This is a genomic window from Kitasatospora sp. NPDC051702 (assembly GCF_040681575.1).
GTDB lineage: Bacteria > Actinomycetota > Actinomycetes > Streptomycetales > Streptomycetaceae > Kitasatospora.
Map to the genome: position 1 here is coordinate 181,645 of NZ_JBFAZB010000005.1, position 21,108 is coordinate 202,752.

Annotated in this window: 16 protein-coding genes and 1 pseudogene; 8 read left to right on the top strand and 9 right to left on the bottom strand. The window is 72.7% G+C overall.

What is annotated here, in order from left to right; all coding sequences use genetic code 11:
• Nucleotides 1–106 precede the first annotated feature (106 nt).
• From AB0N04_RS07120 to AB0N04_RS07130, 3 genes are all read right to left on the bottom strand, one after another.
• Entirely contained in the window at nt 107–757 is a 651-nt protein-coding gene (locus tag AB0N04_RS07120) for an AIM24 family protein (RefSeq protein ID WP_360204671.1), read from the bottom strand.
• Nucleotides 757–1,395, bottom strand: coding sequence for an AIM24 family protein (locus AB0N04_RS07125; RefSeq protein ID WP_360204673.1), 639 nt, complete (start codon nt 1,393–1,395; stop codon nt 757–759). The genes AB0N04_RS07120 and AB0N04_RS07125 overlap by 1 nt, the downstream gene beginning before the upstream one ends.
• An 80-nt stretch (nt 1,396–1,475) precedes the next feature.
• Nucleotides 1,476–2,270 carry a DUF2127 domain-containing protein gene (locus AB0N04_RS07130; protein WP_360204676.1) on the bottom strand — a complete coding sequence of 265 codons (795 nt, stop codon included), beginning with the start codon at nt 2,268–2,270 and terminating at the stop codon, nt 1,476–1,478.
• 264 nt (nt 2,271–2,534) lie between these two features.
• Between AB0N04_RS07130 and AB0N04_RS07135 the strand changes: the two genes are divergently transcribed.
• Nucleotides 2,535–2,846, top strand: a complete 312-nt coding sequence (locus tag AB0N04_RS07135; protein WP_360204679.1) for a DUF3817 domain-containing protein — start codon at nt 2,535–2,537, stop codon at nt 2,844–2,846.
• Nucleotides 2,847–2,976: 130 nt separating this feature from the next.
• Here AB0N04_RS07135 and AB0N04_RS07140 read toward each other — a convergent pair whose 3' ends face one another.
• Entirely contained in the window at nt 2,977–4,602 is a 1,626-nt protein-coding gene (locus AB0N04_RS07140) for a M4 family metallopeptidase (protein ID WP_360204682.1), read from the bottom strand.
• Nucleotides 4,603–5,082: 480 nt separating this feature from the next.
• The gene (locus AB0N04_RS07145) at nt 5,083–6,717 is read right to left on the bottom strand and encodes a M4 family metallopeptidase (RefSeq protein ID WP_360204684.1); all 1,635 of its coding nucleotides are present in this window, start codon (nt 6,715–6,717) and stop codon (nt 5,083–5,085) included.
• A gap of 491 nt (nt 6,718–7,208) precedes the next feature.
• On the opposite strand from AB0N04_RS07145, the gene AB0N04_RS07150 reads away from it, so the two are divergent.
• From AB0N04_RS07150 to AB0N04_RS07160, 3 genes are all read left to right on the top strand, one after another.
• The gene (locus tag AB0N04_RS07150; protein WP_360204687.1) at nt 7,209–7,748 is read left to right on the top strand and encodes a MarR family transcriptional regulator; all 540 of its coding nucleotides are present in this window, start codon (nt 7,209–7,211) and stop codon (nt 7,746–7,748) included.
• A gap of 76 nt (nt 7,749–7,824) precedes the next feature.
• Complete coding sequence (locus tag AB0N04_RS07155) at nt 7,825–8,166, top strand: DUF3817 domain-containing protein (RefSeq protein ID WP_360204689.1); 342 nt, start codon at nt 7,825–7,827, stop codon at nt 8,164–8,166.
• A gap of 193 nt (nt 8,167–8,359) precedes the next feature.
• Nucleotides 8,360–10,045 carry a methylmalonyl-CoA mutase family protein gene (locus tag AB0N04_RS07160; protein WP_360204692.1) on the top strand — a complete coding sequence of 562 codons (1,686 nt, stop codon included), beginning with the start codon at nt 8,360–8,362 and terminating at the stop codon, nt 10,043–10,045.
• Nucleotides 10,046–10,174: 129 nt separating this feature from the next.
• On the opposite strand, the gene AB0N04_RS07165 is transcribed toward AB0N04_RS07160, so the two are convergent.
• Complete coding sequence (locus AB0N04_RS07165; RefSeq protein WP_360204865.1) at nt 10,175–10,735, bottom strand: TetR/AcrR family transcriptional regulator; 561 nt, start codon at nt 10,733–10,735, stop codon at nt 10,175–10,177.
• A gap of 492 nt (nt 10,736–11,227) precedes the next feature.
• On the opposite strand from AB0N04_RS07165, the gene AB0N04_RS07170 reads away from it, so the two are divergent.
• The 4 genes and pseudogenes from AB0N04_RS07170 (at nt 11,228) to AB0N04_RS07185 (ending at nt 16,094) form a co-directional block, all read left to right on the top strand.
• Nucleotides 11,228–12,220, top strand: coding sequence for a tetratricopeptide repeat protein (locus AB0N04_RS07170; RefSeq protein WP_360204695.1), 993 nt, complete (start codon nt 11,228–11,230; stop codon nt 12,218–12,220).
• A 759-nt stretch (nt 12,221–12,979) separates the two neighbouring features.
• Nucleotides 12,980–13,651, top strand: coding sequence for a DUF6230 family protein (locus AB0N04_RS07175; RefSeq protein WP_360204698.1), 672 nt, complete (start codon nt 12,980–12,982; stop codon nt 13,649–13,651).
• 134 nt (nt 13,652–13,785) lie between these two features.
• A pseudogene (locus AB0N04_RS07180) lies at nt 13,786–14,184 on the top strand (DUF6114 domain-containing protein); the annotation flags it as partial.
• A 392-nt stretch (nt 14,185–14,576) separates the two neighbouring features.
• Complete coding sequence (locus AB0N04_RS07185; protein WP_360204701.1) at nt 14,577–16,094, top strand: hypothetical protein; 1,518 nt, start codon at nt 14,577–14,579, stop codon at nt 16,092–16,094.
• Nucleotides 16,095–16,168: 74 nt separating this feature from the next.
• Here AB0N04_RS07185 and pyk read toward each other — a convergent pair whose 3' ends face one another.
• The 3 genes from pyk to pta form a co-directional block, all read right to left on the bottom strand.
• Complete coding sequence (gene pyk / locus AB0N04_RS07190; protein WP_360204703.1) at nt 16,169–17,596, bottom strand: pyruvate kinase; 1,428 nt, start codon at nt 17,594–17,596, stop codon at nt 16,169–16,171.
• A gap of 111 nt (nt 17,597–17,707) precedes the next feature.
• A complete protein-coding gene (locus tag AB0N04_RS07195) occupies nt 17,708–18,922 on the bottom strand; it encodes an acetate kinase (RefSeq protein WP_360204706.1) in 1,215 nt (404 codons plus the stop codon).
• Nucleotides 18,919–21,048 (bottom strand): phosphate acetyltransferase, encoded by a 2,130-nt coding sequence (pta, locus tag AB0N04_RS07200; RefSeq protein ID WP_360204709.1) that lies wholly within the window; start codon nt 21,046–21,048, stop codon nt 18,919–18,921. The genes AB0N04_RS07195 and pta overlap by 4 nt, the downstream gene beginning before the upstream one ends.
• Nucleotides 21,049–21,108 lie beyond the last annotated feature (60 nt).

Genomic DNA, 21,108 nt, shown 5'->3' on the forward strand with positions numbered 1-21,108 from the left:
CCCTGCGGCCCGTAGCCCGGGGGCGGCGGCGGGGGGACGGCGAAGCCGGGCTGGGTCGGCTGGTCGTACGGGGACTGCCCGTGGGGCGGCTGCGGCGGGTAGGACATCAGAGCTTCTCCTCGCTCGCCTGGACGTACACCGCACCCTGTCCGGACAGTTCCAGCTGGAACGCCTCGCCGGAGCCGCGGCCGATCATGTCGCGCCACCCCAGCGCCGTGGACAGCTTGTTCTGCACCTGGCCGCGGTGCGCCACGTACGCCTGCGGGTCGACGTGCACCGACTGGCCCGGGACGATCGGCAGCTCGAAGACGCCGCCGTGCGCCATCACCGCGACCGAGCCCTGCCCGTCCAGCTTGGTGGTGAACAGGCCCTGGCCGGTGACCTGGCCGCGGACCATGCCCATCACGCCGCCCTGCGAGCCCATGAACATGGTGGACTGCTGCAGCGTGCCCTCGAAGGCCAGCAGCCGGTCCGCCTCGACGTACAGGGTGTCGCCGACCAGGTCGATCACGTGGACGTGGTGGCCGCCGTGGCCGAACATGACCCGGCCCTGACCCTCGACGGTCATCAGCGGGGTGTCCTCGTTGGCCACCCGGCGGCCGATCATCGACATCACGCCGCCCTGCCCGCCGGTGATGTTCGGCGTGAAGCGGACGTCCCCGGTGTACGCGAGCATCGCGCCGCGCTGGCTGAACAGCCGCTGGCCGGGCACCACGACGGCCTCGACCATCTTGCCGTTGATCTTCGTGAAGGCCATCAGACGTCGCCCCCGATGGTGACCTTCTCCGACGGCTGCACGTAGACCAGTCCCTCTCCGGAGAACTCCACCTGGACGGCCTCGCCGCCGCCCTCCCCGATCACCGTCGTCCAGCCGGCGCCCGACTTCAGGCTGCGCTGCAGGCTGCCGGTGTGCGCCACGTAGGCGCCGGGGTCGACCCGCAGCGGCTGGTCCTTGCCGACCCGCAGGATGATCGCCGGCCCGTTCGAGGTGACGGCGGCCCAGCCGTGGCCCTCCACCTTGGTGGTGAACAGGCCGTTGCCGGAGGACATGCCGTTGAGCCCGGTGAAGGTGGTGCCGGTGCGCAGCGAGCCCTCGGTGCAGAGCAGGTTGTCCGCCTCGACGAACAGCGTCTCGCCGTTCAGTCTGACCAGGTTGATCTCGGTCGCCTTGTCGGCGAAGTAACAGGTGCCCTGTCCCTTGACCTCCATGACGGTCATCTGTTCGCCGGTCAGTCGGCGGGCGACCATGCCGCGCAGGCCGTCCCCGCCGCCGGTCAGCTTCTTGAAGCTCATCTGGCCGGTGTAGGCGACCATCGAGCCGTGTCTGGCCTTGACGGCCTCGCCGGCCAACTCGACCGCGAGTACCCGGGTTCCCTGGAGTCTGAACTGTGCCACGGCCGCAATCTACTGGCAGCGGCCGTGGCAGGGGGAGGGGCGGGGTGGGAACTGGTACCGGTCTGCGACATTCGCGCCGGTCACGCGCGCGCGTGCGCCCCGTGCGCGGGCGCGACGGTGCCGGCGGCCTCCTCGACCTCCAGCAGCGAGGCCGAGTGGCGCTCCGCCTCGAAGGCCACCACGCCGCCGCGCAGCCCGAACAGCCGCTTGGAGAGCATGATCCACAGGACGGCCGCGATGTTCAGCAGCAGGGTGCAGATCTTCACCGCGCTGACGTGCTCGCTCAGCTCGTAGCCCTCCAGCGGCAGGAAGGCCGCGGTGGCGACCACCGTCAGGTACTCGGCCCAGCGCCGGCCCAGCCAGAGGCCGACCGCCTCGACGATCTCGATCAGCGCGTAGGCCAGCAGGGCGCCGGCGACGATCAGCAGGGTGTTCTTGTGGTAGTCGAAGGTCTTCCGGATCGTGTCGACGATCGGGGAGTGCTCGAGGTCCCAGTGGAAGTGGTCGGTGACCGGCCGGAAGACCGTCAGGTTCTCGTCGAAGATCCGGTGCACCGCGTCCTGGCTGTTGGAGAACTTCCAGACGGCCCAGGCGACCACGATGATCAGCAGCCCGCGCAGCACCCGCTCGACGGCCAGGAAGCGCAGGATGAAGAGGTCGCGCAGCGCCTTGCCGCGGGGCACCAGCGGGGCGTCCTGCGCGGGGCCGGAGCCGTGCGGGGCGCCGAGCGCGAAGTCGCCGCAGCGCAGGCAGCGCCAGGCGTCGCCGAGGGCGGTGGCGGCGTGCAGCCGGGCGGCCAGCTCGGGCTCGGTCGGCGCGTAGGTGACGTGGCCGCGCTTGGCGCAGGTCCTTCGGTCCCAGTCCCGCTTGAACATGAGTGGCTACCCCCGGTCGTCCGATGCGTGCGGCCCCCGGTCCGGTGGGCGCGCGGGCAGCAGGATAGGGGCAGCGGGTGACGGGCCGCCCGCGCCGGGCGGGTTCTGGCGCACAGCTGTGACATCGGGCCGGCCGGTGTGAGACCGCTCACGGGGGGCACCCCGGGCCGGGCTCCGGACGTGTGCTCGGTGATAATGGCCAAGGCTTGTGCGTCGCTTCACAAGCGTGTCCGCGCCTCCGACCCCCGTATTGAGGTACCCAACGTGAACAGCAGCGCCGTCCACCGCCTGCGCCTGGTCTCCGGCCCCGAAGGGGTCTCCTTCGTCCTGCTGCTGATCTGCTCCGTGCTGAAGCGGACCACGTCCTTCGACGCCGTCCCGGTGATGGGCATGGTCCACGGCGTGCTGTTCGTGCTCTACGTGGTCTTCTGGATCCAGGCGTGGCAGGCGCAGAAGTGGGACGTCAAGCGCGGCGCCCTGCTGTTCGTCCTCTCGGTGATCCCGCTCGGCGGCCTGGTCGCCGAGCGGATGCTCGGCAAGGAGGAGCGCGGCGAGCTGGAGCCGGCCGCCGCCTGAGCCGCTCCCCCCGAACGCGACGGTCGACAGGCTGCCGCGGCCTCCTCTCCCAAAGGGCCGCGGCAGCCTGTCGCCGTTCTTACCGGGGGTGGTCAGGTCCTACCGGGTGGTCGGGGCGCGCCGGGCGCGCTCAGTTGACGTTGACGCCGCTCCAGGCCGCGGCGACCGCCTTGTACTCGGTGCTGGTGGCGCCGTACAGGTCGGTCGCGGCCTTCAGGGTCGCCGTGCGGGCGGCCTTGTAGTTGGTGGTGGAGGTCATGTAGACGGTCAGCGCGCGGTACCAGATGGCGGCCGCCTTGGTCCGGCCGATGCCGGTGACCGTCGAGCCGTTGGAGGTCGGGCTGTTGTAGCTGACCCCGTTGATGACCTTGGCGCCGCTGCCCTCGGCGAGCAGGTAGAAGAAGTGGTTGGCGACGCCGGAGGAGTAGTGGACGTCCTTGTTGCCGACGGTGGAGGACCAGTAGTCGGCCGAGGCGCCGTCCTTGGAGGGCTTGTCCATGTAGCGCAGCGGGGTGCCGTTGCCGTTGATGTTGAGCTTCTCGCCGATCAGGTAGTCCGGCGGGTCGGAGGGCAGGTTGGCCGACCACTCGACCATCGTCCCGAAGATGTCCGAGGTGGCCTCGTTCAGGCCGCCGGACTCGCCCGAGTAGTTCAGCTTCGCGGTGGCCGAGGTGACGCCGTGGCTCATCTCGTGGCCGGAGACGTCGATCGCGGTCAGCGGGTGGGTGTTGCCGGAGCCGTCGCCGTAGGTCATGCAGAAGCAGGAGTCGTCCCAGAACGCGTTCACGTAGTTGGTGCTGTAGTGGACCCGGCTGGCGGCGCCGACGCCGTTGTTCTTGATGCCGCTGCGGCCGAAGGTGTTCTTGTAGTAGTCCCAGGTGGCCGCGGCGCCGTACTGGGCGTCCACGGCGGCCGACTCGCGGTTGGACGGCGAGCCGTTGCCCCAGGAGTTGGTGGTGTTGCTGAACAGCGTGCCGCTGCCGGAGGTGCCGCCCTTGAGGTCGGTGGTGGACTGGTTGCCCCGGGAGGCGTCCTTGAGCTGGTAGGTCGAACCGCTCTGGGTGGTGGTCAGCGTGACGGTGCCGACGTTGACGCCCTTGCCGGTGCCGGTCGCGGTCTGCACCTGCTCCTGGCTGGAGAGCACCTGGCCGGTGGCGGCGTCGGTGACGACCTCCTGGCGGCTCGGGGTGCCGTCGGCCCGCTCGCCCGTGACCACCGTGCGGTGGGCCAGCCGCGGGGCGCCGTCGGCGGCCCAGACCACCAGCTCGGCCGCGCCGGCGCCGTCGACCCTGGCGAGCGCCGCCTCGTCCTCGTCGGCGGCGAGCCCGACGGTGGCCCGCACGGCGGCGGTGGCGCGCTCGGCCGCCTGCCCGGCGGCTATGCCCGGGGTCAGGCTCGGCACCGACAGCCGGCCGTCGAAGGCCCGGTCGACGGACTTCACCGAGCCGTCGGCCTTCTGGTGGACGACCAGGTCGCCGCCGAGCACCGGGAGGCCGGCGTAGGTCCGCTCGTAGCGCAGGTGGCGGGTGCCGTCCCGGTCCGCGATGACGTCCTTCACGACGAGCTGCTCCTGGCCGCCGAGGGCCAGGGCGTGGGCGACCGGGGCGCTCTGCCCGGCGGCCAGGGCGAGCAGCTCGGCGCGCTGCTCCGGCGCGGGGGCGGCGGCCTGGGCGGCGGGGACGACGGCGATCTGGATCACGCCGGCGAGCAGGGCGGTGGCGGAGAGTACGGCGCCGGCTGTCAGCTTTCGCTTCACGTGCGGGGGTTCCTTCCACGAAACCGCGGTGTGCGCGCGGTTGCGCCGCGTACCGGGGCGCCGGGGTTGGCGCCTTGGGGGCGGTAGGGCGCGGACGTGCCGCTCCCGTGCGGTCACTGGCGGTCCGTCGATGGGTGGGGGTGTGACGGGCCGTCGGACGGGGCTTGGTCAGAAGCATGACAATCGGTGGCAGGAAATGACAGGCCGCCCACCGGGATTGGCCAGGAACCGCCAGCGCTGGTGCGGGTGGTTCGGCTGCCGATCCGTGCCCCGGTACGGGCGGGTTCGTCCCCCTGGCGGGACCTCGCCAGCGGGCGGTCTTGCCGGGCCGCTGGAGCGCTGCTACCCACCGCGCCGGGGGCCCCGGACGCGGCGCGCGCCCGGGGCCGGCCCTCCGCGCGCCGGGCCCCGGACGTGCCGGACGCCCGGGGCCTGCCCTCCACGGAGGCCCCGGGCGTCCTGTTCACCGTGCGGCGTGCGTCAGTTGACGTTGACGCCGCTCCACGCCGCCGCGACCGCCTTGTACTCGGCGCTGGTGGCGCCGTACAGGTCCGCCGCGGCCTTCAGGGTGCCGGTGCGGGCGCCCGCGTAGTTGGTGGTGGAGGTGAAGTACACGGTCAGCGCGCGGTACCAGATCTGCGCGGCCTTGTCCCGGCCGATGCCGCTGAGCGTCGAGCCGTTGGAGGTCGGGCTGTTGTAGCTGAAGCCGTTGATGCTCTTCGCGCCGCTGCCCTCGGAGAGCAGGTAGAAGAAGTGGTTGGCCACGCCGGAGGAGTAGTGGACGTCCAGGTTGCCGACGCCCGAGTACCAGGAGTCGGCCGAGCCGCCGTCCTTGGAGGGCTTGTCCATGTAGCGCAGCGGGGTGCCGTCGCCGTTGAGGTCGATCAGCTCGCCGATCCAGTAGTTCGGCGGGTTGGAGGGCAGGTTGGCGGAGAACTCGACCATGGTGCCGAAGATGTCCGAGGTGGCCTCGTTGAGGCCGCCGGACTCGCCCGAGTAGTTGAGGTTGGCGGTGGCGGAGGTGACGCCGTGGCTCATCTCGTGGCCGGCCACGTCGATCTCGGTCAGCGGGTGGGTGTTGCCCGAGCCGTCGCCGTAGGACATGCAGAAGCAGGAGTCGTTCCAGAACGCGTTCACGTAGTTGGAGCCGTAGTGCACGCGGCTGGTGGCGCCGACGCCGTTGTTCTTGATGCCGTTGCGGCCGAAGGTGTTCTTGTAGAAGTCCCAGGTGGCGGCCGCGCCGAACTGGGCGTCGACGGCGGCGGACTCGCCGCTGGAGACCGAGCCGGTGCCCCAGGTGTTGGACGACTTGCTGTAGAGGGTGCCTGAGCCGGAGGTCCGGTTCTTCATGTTGACCGTCGACTGGCCGCCGCGGGTGGCGTCCTTCAGTGTGTACGAGCTGCCGCTCTGGGTGGTGGTCAGCGGCACGGTGCCGACGAAGACGCCCTTGCCGGTGCCGGCGGCGGTCTGCACCTGCTCGTGGGTGGAGAGCACCTCGCCGGAGGCGGCGTCGGTCACCAGCAGCTGGCTGCTCGGGGTGCCGTCGGCGCGCACGCCCTCGACGGTGGTGCGGTAGGCCAGGCGCGGGTTGCCGTCGCTCGCCCAGACCACCAGCTCGGCCTTGCCGGTCTGGTGCACGGCGCTCAGCGGGGACTCGTCCTTGTCGGCGGCCACGCCGACGGTGGCCTGGACCGCGCCGGTGGCCTGCGCGGCCGCCTTGTCGGCCGGGATCTGCGGGGTGAGGCTCGACAGGCTCAGCTGCGCGGTGACGGCCTTGTCGACCGACTTCACCGAGCCGCCCGCGCTCTCGTGGACGACCAGGTCGCCGCCGAGCACCGGCAGGCCGGCGTAGGTGCGCTCGAAGCGCAGGTGGCGGGTGCCGTCCTGGTCGACCACGGCGTCCTTCGCGACCAGCTTCTCCTGGCCGCCGAGCGCCAGCGCGCCCGCCAGCGGACCGGACTGACCGCCGGCCAGGGCGATCGCCGCGGCCTGCTGGTCGGCGGCCTGCCCCGGCGGGACGGGGGCCGGGCCGGCCTGGGCGGCGCTCGCCTGGACGACACCGGAGAGCAGGGCGGTGGCGGAGATGACGGCGACTGCTGCGAGCTTTCGCTTCACGGACGGGTCCTTCCGGGAAACCGCGTGTGGGCGCGGGCGCACCTCGCTCCGGGGGCCGGGGTCGGCACCTTGGGGCGGAACGGGCACTGGCGTGCGGGGGCCCGATCGAGCGGCTGGCCACCGGTGGGTGGGGGTGGTGGCTGCCGGACTGGGTTGGCGGAAAGCATGACAATCGATCACGTCAAATGACAGGTCTTGCTCAGGAATTGGCCAGGTCCCGCCAGTGGTGGTGAATGTGAACAGGCCGACAAAAGGGGTGAAACACCCCGACGTGCGGCGGGCTACCGCCCGAACCGAGGCCTGCTGGTGCGGCGGTGGGCGAACGCCTCCCCAACTCCGTCCGGACGGGGGTTCGTTGCCCCGCGTTCACACCCGTGCAACGTCCTGGTCCGGACCTGGGCGCCCGACTGGCGGGATCCCGCCACGTGTTGCGCTTGTCCACCATCAGGACAGCTGGTAGCACACGTCCCTTCCGCCGGTACGGTAAGGAGGTGCCCAAGCCCCTCGCGCTCGACTTCGACCCGATCGCCCGCGCCGACGAACTCTGGACCCGCCGCTGGGGCGGAGTGCCCTCGATGGCGGCGATCACCTCGATCATGCGGGCCCACCAGATCCTGCTCTCCCGGGTCGACGCGGTGCTCAAGCCGTACGGACTGACCTTCGCCCGGTACGAGGCGCTGGTGCTGCTGACCTTCAGCCGTACCGGCGAGCTCTCGCTCTCCAAGATCGGCGAGCGCCTGATGGTGCACCCGACGAGCGTCACCAACACCGTCGACCGGCTGGAGCGGGCCGGACTCGTCGCCCGCCGCCCCAACCCGCTGGACGGCCGCGGCGTGCTCGCCGCGATCACGGACCGCGGCCGCGAGGTGGTCGAGGAGGCCACCCGGGAGCTCATGGCGATGGAGTTCGGGCTGGAGGAGTACGGCGCCGACCAGTGCCGCCAGGTCTTCGAGCTGCTCAGGCCGCTGCGGGTCGCCGCCGGCGACTTCGCCGAGGATGGCGGCGAGGGGGCTGCGCGGGCCAGGCCGTGAGGGCGGCTACCCTCGTGGGAGCGGTGCGCGGATCCGGGCGTGCCCTCCGATCCTGCCGAGCGAGGCGATGCGAAGTATGAAGGCGACCCCCCTGCTGGGCTGGTACCGGGCCCTGGCCGTGGCGACCGGTACGGCGCTGCTGGTGTTCTGCGGCTTCATGGTCGCGAAGTACGGCTTCGACACCGCCGAGGACCTGACCACCTACGTCGCGATGCTGCACGGCTACCTGTACATCGGGTACTTCGTGGTGACCTTCCTGCTCGGGCAGAAGCTGAAGTGGCCGCTCGGCCGGATGGTCCTGACCCTGGCCGCCGGCTGCATCCCGTTCGCCTCGTTCGTCTTCGAGCGCAAGGTGGCGCGCGAGGCCGCCGAGCTGCTCGAGCCGGGCACCGGGGCCCGCCAGCCCGCCGGAGTCTGACCCGCGCGTTCGTCCGCCGAGAGCGCCCCTCCCCGCCCGGGGAGGGGCGCTCTCGGCGTTCCGGGGCGGGGATCCGCCGTTCGGCCCCGGTGGCCGTCGACAGGTGGTAGGACGTCCGAGTAAATTAGTAGGACGTCCTAATAGCTGTGCCGCCCCGGTGCCGTGGCGGCCGTACGGAGCGGAGTTCGGGGTCATGGACGCCGAGGAGATCGAGCGCGGACGGCAGCGCTGGCAGCAGCGGTACGACAAGGCCCGCACGCGGGACGCCGACTTCACCACCCTGTCCGGCGACGAGGTCGAGCCGGTCTACGGGCCCGCCCCCGGGCAGGCCGTCGAGGGCTTCGAGCGGATCGGCTGGCCGGGCGAGTACCCGTTCACCCGCGGGCTGCACCCCACGGGCTACCGGGGCCGCACCTGGACCATCCGCCAGTTCGCCGGCTTCGGCAACGCGCAGCAGACCAACGAGCGCTACCGGATGATCCTGGAGGCCGGCGGCGGAGGCCTCTCGGTCGCCTTCGACATGCCCACCCTGATGGGCTACGACTCCGACGACCCGAAGTCGCTCGGCGAGGTCGGCCACTGCGGCGTGGCCATCGACTCGGCCGCCGACATGGAGGTGCTGTTCGACGGCATCCCGCTCGGCGAGGTCACCACCTCGATGACGATCAGCGGCCCGGCCGTCCCGATCTTCTGCATGTACCTGGTCGCCGCCGAGCGCCAGGGCGTCGACCCGGCGGTGCTCAACGGCACCCTGCAGACGGACATCTTCAAGGAGTACATCGCCCAGAAGGAGTGGCTCTTCGCCCCCGAGCCGCACCTGCGGCTGATCGGCGACCTGATGGCCTACTGCGCCCAGGGCATCCCCGCCTACAAGCCGCTGTCCGTCTCCGGGTACCACATCCGGGAGGCCGGGGCGACGGCCGCGCAGGAGCTGGCGTACACCCTCGCCGACGGCTTCGCCTACGTCGAGCTGGGCCTCTCCCGCGGCCTGGACGTGGACGTCTTCGCGCCCGGCCTGTCCTTCTTCTTCGACGCGCACCTCGACTTCTTCGAGGAGATCGCCAAGTTCCGCGCCGCGCGCCGGATCTGGGCCCGCTGGATGCGCGACCGCTTCGGCGCCAAGACCGACAAGGCGCAGTGGCTGCGCTTCCACACCCAGACCGCCGGCGTCTCGCTCACCGCGCAGCAGCCGTACAACAACGTGGTCCGCACCGCCGTCGAGGCGCTGTCGGCCGTGCTGGGCGGCACCAACTCGCTGCACACCAACGCCCTGGACGAGACCCTGGCGCTGCCCTCGGAGCAGGCCGCCGAGATCGCCCTGCGCACCCAGCAGGTGCTGATGGAGGAGACCGGCGTCGCCAACGTGGCCGACCCGCTGGGGGGCTCCTGGTACGTCGAGGCGCTCACCGACCGGATCGAGCAGCAGGCCGAGGCGATCTTCCAGCGGATCCTGGACAAGGGGCACGAGGACCACGGGATCGGCCCGATCACCGCCGGCATCCTGCGCGGGATCGAGGAGGGCTGGTTCACCGGCGAGATCGCCGAGGCGGCCTTCCAGTACCAGCAGTCGGTGGAGAAGGGCGACAAGCGCGTCGTCGGCGTCAACTGCCACCCGCGCAGCGTCACCCCCGAGCTGGAGATCCTGCGGGTCAGCCACGAGGTCGAGCGCGAGCAGGTGCGGGTGCTGCGGGAGCGCAAGGCGGGCCGGGACGACGCGGCGGTGCGGGCCGGGCTGGACGCCATGCTGGCGGCCGCGCGCTCGGGCGAGTCGATGATCCCGCCGATGCTGGACGCGGTGCGCGCCGAGGCGACCCTGGGCGAGATCTGCAACGCGCTGCGCCAGGAGTGGGGCACCTACCAGGAGAACGCCGCCTTCTGACGGCCACCGGGCCCGGCGCCCCTCGGACGCCGGCGGAGCCGCCCCGCACGCACCCCGGTGCGGGGCGGCTCCGCCGTGTCCTCCCCCGGTCGGTCCCGAGCCTGTCTCGAGTCGGTCCTCAGCCGGTCCTCAGTCGGTCACCAGGCTCGGGAACGGCCCGAGCAGCAGGTTGGTGAACCGGCGGGTCCAGTCGGCGGTGATCGGCTCGCCGCTCACCAGGACGCGGTGCTCGACCGTCCCGGCGATGGTGTCGAAGATGATGTCGATCTCCTCGCAGGCCGTCTCCGGGTCGGTGTCCGGGGCGAGTTCGCCGCGGGTCTGGGCGGCCGCCCGGCCCTGCCGGACCAGCCGCTTCTGCGGGTCGACGATGGCCTCCCGGATCCGGCGGCGCAGCTGTGGGTCCCGGGTGCCCTCGGCGAAGAGCGCGAGCAGCGCGGCCTGGGTCTCTGGGCGGGCCAGCAGGTCGGCGAACTGGGCGACCACGGCCTCGATGTCGGCTCGCAGGCTCCCGAGGTCGGGCATCACCAGGTCGTCGAAGAGGCTGGCGACGGCGTCGACCACCAGCTCGTTCTTGGACGGCCAGCGGCGGTAGAGCGTGGTCTTGGCGACCTTGGCCCGGGTCGCGACGTGGCCCATGGTCAGCCCGCCCCAGCCGAGTTCGGCGAGGGCCTCGCGGGTGGCGTCGAGGATGGCGCGGTCGGCGGCGGCGCTGCGCGGTCTCCCCTTGGCCCTGGCCGCGGCGCCGGCCGCGGGGGCGGGGTCGTCCGCGGGCTCCGGGGCGGCGACGTCCGGGCTGGCGGGGGGCTGGGCGGCCGGCACCGGGCCTCCTTGCGCTTTACTGGTGAGTAACTTGGGCGGGGCTGGTAACGGTAGCGGCTGTCGGCCGATTCGGGCAGTCGGGCCGCCCGCGAAAGTGGGGCAGGTCACGTCCCCGAACCGCCGGAGGGGCTTGCGGGCGGGGGTCGGGCTCCAGTTACGCTACGACTCGTAGCGAAAGCAGTGACAACCAGGCGCCGCACCCGTGGGACGGGGCGGCGCGGGCGCGGGTGGGGATCCGCGCCGAACGGTTCAGGCTACCGGGGGAGGGGCACGGCGCCCGGGAACCCGCGCCGCGCGGCCCGCGCGGGGCGACTTTCCGGAGGTTGGTGCCCGCGAGCAGCGCGGACGGGGGAGGATGGTGCCATGCAGCCACGGAATTCGCGTCTCAACAGCTCCGCCCTGCGCGGTGCGGTCGACCTCGCCGCAGTGAAGGCAGCCGGCGAGGCTGCCCAGAAGGCCGAGCAGGCCCGGGTCGAGCGGGCCCGTCAGGCGGCCGCCGCCGAGGCGGCCGGAGTCGCCCCCGCCCAGCCCGCCCACGCGCTCGTCATCGACGTCACCGAGGACACCTTCGAGGCCGAGGTCGTCCAGCGGTCCACCGAGGTGCCGGTCGTCATCGACTTCTGGGCCGAGTGGTGCGGCCCCTGCAAGCAGCTCAGCCCCGTCCTGGAGGGCCTGGCCGAGGAGTACGCCGGCCGCTTCGTGCTCGCCAAGATCGACGTGGACGCCAACCCGCTGCTGTCCCAGCAGTTCGGCATCCAGGGCATCCCGGCCGTGATGGCCGTGGTGGCCGGCCAGCTGGTGCCGCTGTTCCAGGGCGCCGAGAGCGCGGCCAACGTCCGCAAGGTGCTGGACCAGCTGATCCTCGTCGCCGAGCAGCGCTTCGGCGTGGTCGGCGGCGCCGCGGCCCCGGGCGAGGCCCCGGCCGCCGCCCCGCAGCGCCCCGAGGACCCGGCGCTGGCCGCCGCGCACGACGCGCTGGACAGCGGCGACCTGGGCGGCGCCATCCAGGCCTACCGGAACGTGCTGGCCGACCAGCCGGGCAACACCGAGGCCGTGCTGGGCCTGGCCCAGGCCGAACTGCTGCAGCGGATCGAGGGCCTGGACCCGCAGGCCGTGCGCTCGGCGGCCGCGGCCGACCCGAAGGACGTCGCGGCCCAGCTGCGGGCGGCCGACCTGGACCTGGTGGGCGGTCACGTCGAGGACGCGTTCGGACGGCTGGTGGACACCGTCGGCCGGACCGCGGGCGAGGACCGGGACACCGCGCGGGTGCGCCTGCTGGAGCTCTTCGAGGTGATCGGCCCGGAGGACCCGCGGGTCACCGCGGCCCGGACGGCGCTGGCGCGCGTGCTGTTCTGACGCCGGTTCCGGGGTTCGCCCCGGGTGGTTCGCGGGGGCCCGCCCCGGCCGGTTCCGGGCCCGCCCCGGGCGTGCCGTGGCACGTCGGATGACCTGCGGTGTCGCCTGGTGATTTGGCGACAATCCGGTCAACCGGACAGAGGTTTACCAAATCTTGACAACACCCGTGGATGGTCACAGCTGGTGACCGTCCACGGGTGTTTCACTGCTGTTTCCGGCAGATTTCACCGTCACGTTTCCTTCAAGGCGTCACGCACGGTGCACGAGGCACTGATTCCATGATCGACGCCGTCGGGTGTTGCATTACCCGTCAGTAAGGAACCTCTTGTGCTTCGCCCGGGATTCGAGCACGATCGGCGACGCCCGGTCCCAGACTCCACGGCCCCCGACACACCGGTCGGTCACGAGGAGCGCGGGATCCCCACCGGGTGATCCGCCGGCCCCGGCCGGCGGTAGGGAGGGCAGGGGGGTATCCGCGGTCCCACGGCGGTTCCTGTCCTTTTTCCGGCCGCGCGGCCCTGCGCGGTCGCTGGTTGTCGCTCGGGGGTGATCGCCGATGTCGTCGGTCCTGCCCGCCGCCCCACAAGGACGGTCGGTGAAGGGACGGGAGTGCCGCAGCACGCAGGCCGCTCCCGCGTCCGACGACGCCCAAGGCGCTCTCCGCTACCGAGGACGTAGCTCTCTCCCATCCCAGGCCCCCACCGGCGCGGGACGCGCCGCCGGGGAGCCGGAGATGTACGTCCTAGAAGGAGGACTCGCATGTCCCAGACCCACGGCAAGACCCGCTGGAAGCGCTTCGCACTGGTGATGGTGCCGAGCGTCGCGGCCACCGCGATGGTCGGCGTCTCGATCGCCAACAGCGCGCTCGCCGCCTCGTTCAGCATCTCCGGCCAGCAGTTCAAGGTGAGCACCACTCACCTCGAGGGCACCCACTTCGCCCAGTTCGGCACCGTCGACATCGAGGCCAACGGCACGCCGCACCCGGTCGCCGTCTCGGCCTTCGACTCGGCCGACATCACCAACCTGTGCCAGTCGGTGGTGACCGACCTGTCGGCCTTCGGCCTCGGCAAGATCACCCTCCAGCTGAACGCCGGTGGCGCGGGCAGCAAGCCGGTGCACGCCGACAACCTGCTCATCGACCTGGAGCAGCTGAAGGCCGACGCGACCTTCAAGAACATCAACATCGGCCAGGACGCCTCCACCCTCTCGGGCTCGGCGACCCAGGGCTGGGCCCCGCACGGCGCCGTCACCAAGGCGGGCGGGGGCAAGGGTCTGCCGACCGGCGCCACCGGCTTCGCCCAGGCCGCCGACTCGGCCATCCTGGACAACGTCCAGCAGACCGCGCGCGCCACCTCGGCCGGCAACTTCGTGCTCAGCGGCCTGAACCTGTCGCTCAAGCACGGTGACGGTGCGGGCAACGAGTGCTTCTGAGCCCTGACTGACGGTGCGCCGGGCGGCGCACCCGATCGACGGGTCCTCCCGGGGCCGGGGGCGGCGGGCGACCGCCGTTCCCGGCCTCACCCCCATTTGTTTTCCCCCTCGTAGAGACGTCGAGGAGCTGCACCATGTCCAGCGCAACGGTCGAACCCCGGACCGGCCACCAGAACCCGATCGCCTGGCTCTGGCGGCACTTCCGAGAATTCCGCCGCACCAGGCCCTTCTGGGGCGGCCTGCTGGCCATGATCGCCGGCGCTCCGATCCTCTACTTCCCGTACGCCCACCTGTCGCTCGGCGGCGTGACCATCGCGATGTCCACCACCGCGGGCGCCGGGTCGCTGATCATCGGGGTCCTGATGATCATCCTCGGCCTGACCGGCTGGTTCCAGCCCGCCGTGCGGGTCTTCGCGGGCATCGCGACGATCCTGCTCACCCTGGTCTCCATCCCCGTCTCCAACCTGGCGGGTTTCGGCCTGGCGCTGCTGCCGGGCCTGATCGGCGGCGGGCTGCTGGTCTCCTGGGCGCCCCTTCCGGAGCCGACGGCCGAGTCGGCCAAGGGCTCGCGCCGGCGCCGGGGCAAGGGCGCCGAGGCCGCCGGGAACGCCGTCGCGGAGAGCGTCGCCACCGAGACCGCGCTCGAGACCGGGACCGTGACCACCACCGGGAGCGGCGCCACCGGGAAGGCGGCCGAGGACGCGCCCGAGACCGGGACCGGGAACGCGGCGGCGACCACCGCCGGGCCCGCGGGGACCACCACCGCCGGCCCCGCCGGCACGGCCGAGGCCGAGGCGGCGGCCGAGAGCGCCACCGCGGCGCCCACCGCCGAGCTGCCCGTCCAGGGCGGGGCGCCCGGGCCGGCCGCCGGCCCCGCCACGGCCACCGTCCCGCGCCAGGCCGCCGGGGACTCCGAGGAGGCGCGGTGACCACGTCGGAGGAGCAGCCGGGCGGCCGGGCCGTCCCCGCGCAGCGCTCCGGCCGGCACGCGGCGCCGCGCACCCCGGTCCGGGTCCGGCTGAGAGGCCGGGCGCTGGCGATGGCCGCGGTGCCGACGGCGCTGCTGATGGCCGCCGCGTACACCCCCAATCCGGCGGTCGCCGAGTCGTCGGCGGGCAAGCCCTGCGGCACCGCGCCCGCCGCCGTGCCGGACGTCGCGCCGGTGGAGACACCCGTCCCCAAGAGCGAGCTGCCCGAGCCGCCGCCCGGCCCGTCCACGGCGCCCTCCGCGCCCGCGACGACGCCCGCGGCACCGCCGTCGACGCCGCCCTCGACCGGTCCGAGCGCGCTCCCGACCACGACGCCGAGCGGCACGCCCGCCCCGCAGCCCTCCGCGCCGGCCGGCACACCGAGCGCGAGCGCCACGCCGAGCGCCACCACCCCGGTGACGCCGCCGGCCGCCCGCACCGCCGCCACCGGCGGCGGCCCTGGCGCGGTGAGCGCGGTCTACCAGGGCACCGGTGCCGGCACCGGCACGGCCAGTCAGGCCGGGCTGATCGACGACATCGTGGGTGGCATCAACCACCTGCTGAACCCGGGCAGTTCGCCGAGCGCGACGCCGAGCGCCCAGCCGACCGCCCCGGCGCCGGCCACCACCCAGGCCCCCGCCCCGGCCGCCCCGCGGATCGGGACGCCGGCCCAGCCCACCCCGCCGCAGACCCCGGCCTCCGGTGCGGCGACGGACCCGGCGCCCGCCGCGCAGCCGCCCGTCGCCTCGCCCTCCGGCGGCCCGGGCGGCCGGCCCTCGGCCGCCGCCGCGCCGTCCGCGGGCGCCGGGGCCACCGGCAGGGCCACCGGGAAGGCGAGCCCGAAGGCGGCGCCCTCCGCGGGCGCCTCCGGCACGGCCGCGCCGTCCGCCGGGGCCTCCGCGACGCCGTCCGGCTCGCCGTCCGCCAACCCCAACTGCGCGGTGGACACCCGGGGTCTGACGGCCGGTGCACCGGCCGGCGGGCAGGTCGTCCCGGAGCAGAACTGGACGCTGCTGACCAGCCGGCTGGCGCTGCACGGCGCGGCCTTCCACGGCGTCTACGACGTGAAGACGCCGACCGGCAGCAAGCGGGTCCTGAAGTTCGTGGTGTCGAGCGTCGACATCGACAACCTCGACATGTCGACCCTGGAGGGCAACGGCGTCACCTTCCACGTCCAGGGCGCCCCGGGCTCGACCTCGACCATGCGCAACGGCCCGGTCACCATGTACGTGGAGCGGCTGTCCGGCCACCTCGCCAAGGTGCTCGGCCTGCCGCTCCCGATCGACCTGGGCGAGATCACCCTCACCCCGGACACCCTGCCGCGCTGGCTGTACGACCTGATCGGCTCGATCCCGATCCCGCTGGACCTGGAGCTCACCGGGGTCACCGCCAAGCAGGCCGGCCAGTTCGGCGGCACGCTGACCATCCCCGGGATGCACCTGTTCAACGACAACGCGCCGTACAGCGACAAGTAGGGCCCGGACACGCCCGTGGGGCGGCCCTCCCGCACGGGAGGGCCGCCCCACGGGCGTTTTCCGCTACCGGGTGCTCACTCGCTCCGGGTGCCCAGGTGGTGCACCTGGACCATGTTGGTGTTGCCGGGGATGCCGGGCGGGGAGCCGGCGGTGACGATGACCGTCGCGCCCTCGGCGAGCCGGCCCATCTTCAGCAGCTCGCGGTCGACCTGGGCGACCATCTCGTCGGTGGTCTCGACCTGCTCGGTGACGTGCGCCTCGACGCCCCAGCTCAGCGAGAGCTGGCTGCGGGTGGCGGCGTCCGGGGTGAACGCGATCACCGGGATCGGCGAGCGGTAGCGGGACAGGCGGCGGGCGGTGTCACCGGACTTGGTGAACGCCACCAGTGCCTGGCCGTTCAGGAAGTCGCCGAGCTCGCACGCGGCGCGGGCGATGGAGCCGCCCTGGGTGCGCGGCTTGCGGCCCGGGTTGAGCGGCTGCAGGCCCTGGGAGACGAGCTCCTCCTCGGCCTTCTCGCAGATCCGGCTCATGGTGCGGACGGTCTCGACCGGGTACTTGCCCACGCTGGACTCGGCGGAGAGCATCACCGCGTCGGTGCCGTCCAGGATGGCGTTGGCGACGTCCGAGACCTCGGCGCGGGTCGGGCGCGAGGCGTGGATCATCGACTCCATCATCTGGGTGGCGACGATGACCGGCTTGGCGTTGCGGCGGGCCAGGGTGATCAGCTGCTTCTGGACCAGCGGCACCCGCTCCAGCGGGTACTCGACCGCCAGGTCGCCGCGGGCGACCATGATGGCGTCGAAGGCGAGGACGATCTCCTCCATGGCCTCGACGGCCTGCGGCTTCTCGATCTTGGCGATGACCGGCACCCGGATGCCGACCTCGTCCATGACCTCGTGGACGTCCTTGATGTCGGCCGCGTTGCGGACGAAGGACAGGGCGACCATGTCGACGCCCAGGCGGAGCGCGAAGCGCAGGTCGTCCTTGTCCTTCTCGGACAGGGCGGGCACGTTCACGGCCGCGCCGGGCAGGTTGATGCCCTTGTTGTTCGAGAGCACGCCGCCCTCGACCACCACGGTCCTCACCCGCGGGCCGTCGACGCTGACGACCTCCAGGGCGATGACGCCGTCGTTGATCAGGATCGGGTCGCCGGGCTTCACGTCGCCGGGCAGGCCCTTGTAGGTGGTGCCGCAGATGTGCTGGTCACCGGGGACGTCCTCGGTGGTGATGGTGAACTCGTCGCCGTTGTCGACGGTCACCGGGCCGTTGGCGAAGGTCGCCAGACGGATCTTGGGACCCTGGAGGTCGGCCAGGACGCCGATGGCCTTGCCGGTGTCCTCCGAGACCTGGCGGACCTTGCGGAACCGCTCCTCGTGGTCCGCGTGGTTGCCGTGGCTCATGTTCAGTCGGGCGACGTTCATGCCCGCCTCGACGATGGCCTTCAGCTGTTCGTAGGAGTCCGTCGCCGGACCCAGGGTGCAGACAATTTTCGCTCGGCGCATATGGGTCAGTCTATCCGTTCGTGTTATAGGTGCATTCGGCACGAATCGTGAGGAATCGCCGACGAAGGATTCCGCGGAGCGAGACGACGGTGTGTCAGTCCCCGGACCGTCTCACCCCTCGGACCGTTGGTGCACCAGGGCGAAGGCCTGGCGGGCGATCTCCAGTTCCTCGTCGGTGGGCACCACGGCGACCGCCACCCGGGAGTACGCCGGCGAGATGATCCTGGGCTCCGCGGAGCGCACCGAGTTCAGCTCGGGGTCGACCGCGATGCCCAGCTCGTCCAGCCCTGCGGTGGCCGCCGCGCGCACCGGCGCCGCATTCTCCCCGACACCCGCGGTGAACGCGATCGCGTCCACCCGGCCGAGCACCGCGTAGTAGCCGCCGACGTACTTGCGCAGCCGGTGCACGTAAGCGTCGAAGGCCAGCCGGGCGTCCGCGTCCCCGGCCTCGGCCCGGCGCATGATCTCGCGCATGTCGTTGTCGCCGCACAGGCCGCGCAGGCCGCTGCGGCGGTTGAGCAGGTCGTCGATCTCGTCGACGGACAGTCCGCCGACCCGGTGCAGGTGGAACACCACGCCCGCGTCGATGTCACCCGAACGGGTGCCCATCACCAGGCCCTCCAGCGGGGTGAGGCCCATCGAGGTGTCCACGCACCGGCCGCCGGCGACCGCCGAGGCGGAGGCGCCGTTGCCCAGGTGCAGCACGATCACGTTCACCTCGGCCGGGTCCTTGCCGAGCAGCCGGGCGGTGGCCCGCGAGACGTACTGGTGCGAGGTGCCGTGGAAGCCGTACCGGCGCACCCGGTGCTCGTCCGCGACGCCCCGGTCGATCGCGTACCGGGCCGCGTACTCGGGCATCGAGGCGTGGAAGGCGGTGTCGAAGACGGCCACCTGGGGGAGGTCCGGGCGCAGCGCCCGCGCCACCTCGATGCCGGTGATGTTGGCCGGGTTGTGCAGCGGGGCGACCGGGATCAGCCGGCGGACCTCCCGGAGCACCTCGTCGGTGATCACGGTCGGCTCGGTGAACCGCTTGCCGCCGTGCACCACCCGGTGGCCGATCGCGGCCAGCTCCGGGGAGTCCAGCCCGACCCCGTCGGCGGCGAGCTCCTCGGCGACGGCCTTCAGCGCGGCCGAGTGGTCCGGGAAGACCTGCACGGCCTCGCGCGGCCCGCCCGAGCGCGGGGTGTGCACCAGCCGGCCGCTCGGCTCACCGATCCGCTCGACCAGCCCGGAGGCGAGCCGGGCGCCGTCCAGCATGTCGATCAGCTGGTACTTCACCGACGAGGAGCCGGCGTTCAGCACGAGGACGCGGGTACCTTCGGTCATGCCTGCGGCTCCTTGCGGTCCTGGGACTGGATGGCGGTGATCGCGACGGTGTTGACGATGTCCTCGACCAGCGCGCCGCGGGAGAGGTCGTTGACGGGTTTGCGCAGGCCCTGCAGCACCGGCCCGACCGCCACCGCGCCCGCCGAGCGCTGGACCGCCTTGTAGGTGTTGTTGCCGGTGTTGAGGTCCGGGAAGATCAGCACGGTGGCCCGGCCGGCCACCGGCGAGCCGGGCAGCTTGGTCGCCGCGACGTGCTCGTCCACCGCCGCGTCGTACTGGATCGGGCCCTCGACCAGGATGTCCGGCCGAAGCTCGCGGACGAGCTCGGTGGCCTTGCGGACCTTGTCGACGTCGGCGCCGGAGCCGGACGTGCCGGTCGAGTACGAGAGCATCGCGACCCGCGGCTCCACCCCGAACTGCGCGGCCGTGGCGGCGGACTGGATCGCGATGTCCGCCAGCTGCTGGGCGTCCGGATCCGGGTTGACGGCGCAGTCGCCGTACACCAGCACCCGGTCCGCCAAGCACATGAAGAAGACGCTCGACACGATCGCCGCGCCCGGCGAGGTCTTGATCACCTCGAACGCGGGCCGGATGGTGGCCGCGGTGGAGTGCACTGCGCCGGAGACCATCCCGTCCGCGATGCCCTCCTGCACCATCAGGGTGCCGAAGTAGGAGACGTCCGTCACGACGTCCAGCGCCAGCTCGACGGTCATCCCCTTGTGCGCGCGCAGCCGGGCGTACAGCTCGGCGAACTGGCGGCGCAGCGGGCTGGTGGTCGGGTCGACGACCCGGACCTGCGCCCGGTCGGCGTCCGGCTGCTCCTGCGGGAGGTTGATCCCGAGCCCCGCGGCCTTGCGGCGCACCGCGTCGACCTCGCCGAGCAGGGTGAGGTCGCAGATGTTGCGCCGCAGCAGGATCTCCGCCGCGCGCAGCACCCGCTCCTCGGTGCCCTCCGGCAGGACGACGTGCCGCCGGCCGGCCCGGGCCCGCTCCAGCAGCTCGTGCTCGAACATCATCGGGGTGACCCGCTCGGACCGGCCGACCTCGATCCGGCTGGTCAGCTCGACGGTGTCGACGTGCAGTTCGAACAGGCCCAGGGCGATCTCGGCCTTCCGCGGACTGGCCGCGGTGAGCTTGCCCTCCAGGTGGGTCAGCGTGGCGGCGGTCGGCCAGCTGCCCTCCGGGACGACCGCCACCGGGGTGCCCGGGGCGAGCCGCGCGGCCAGCGCCATCACGTTCGGGCCGGGGTGCTGGCCGAGCGTCAGCAGCACGCCGGCGATCGGCGGCGCCCCGGCGGCGTGCGCGGCCAGCGAGCCGATCACCAGGTCGGCGCGGTCCCCGGGGGTGACGACCAGGGCGCCCTCGGTCAGCGCGTCCAGGAAGGTCGGCAGCATGGCGCCGCCGAAGACGAAGCCGCGGACGTCGCGGGCCAGGCCGGCCGCGTCCCCGAGCAGCACCTCGGCGCCGGTCGCCTCGACCAGCTGGGCGACGGTCGGCGCCGCCAGCGCGGGCTCCTCCGGGATGACGTAGGCGGGGATCGGCAGCTTCTCGGTCAGCTTGCGCTGGATCCGCTGCTTGGCGCCCGGGGCGACCCGGTTGGCGACCATCGCCAGCGTCTCGCAGCCCAGGTCGGTGTACGCCCGGTGGGCGTTGCGGACCTCGGCGACCACGGCCTCCGGGTCCTCGGCGTGCCCGCCGACCACCGGCAGCACGGCCGCGCCGAACTCGTTCGCCAGCCGGGCGTTGAAGGCCAGCTCGTCCGGGATGTTGGTGTCGGCGAAGTCGGTGCCGAGCACCAGCACCGCCTGGCAGCGCCGCTCCAGCGCGCGGAACCGGTCCACCAGCGTGGACACCAGCTCGTCCTGCCCCTGCGCGGCCTGCAGGGCGGCCGCCTCCTCGTACGTCAGCCCGTACAGCTCGGCCGCCGGCAGGTCGATCCGGTAGCGCCCGCGCAGCAGCTCCACCACGTGGTCCGAGCCCACCGCCCCGGGCGCGTGCGCGTGCACCAGCGGCCGGAACACCCCGACCCGGTCCACCTGGCGGGTGAGCAGTTCCATGACCCCGAGTTCGACGGCCTGGCGGCCGTCCCCCCGGTCGATCCCGGTCACGTACACGCTGCGCGCCACGCCGGATTCTCCGTCCCGTCGTCTCAGCTGGTGGTCGTGTCGACCATACCTTCGCACCAC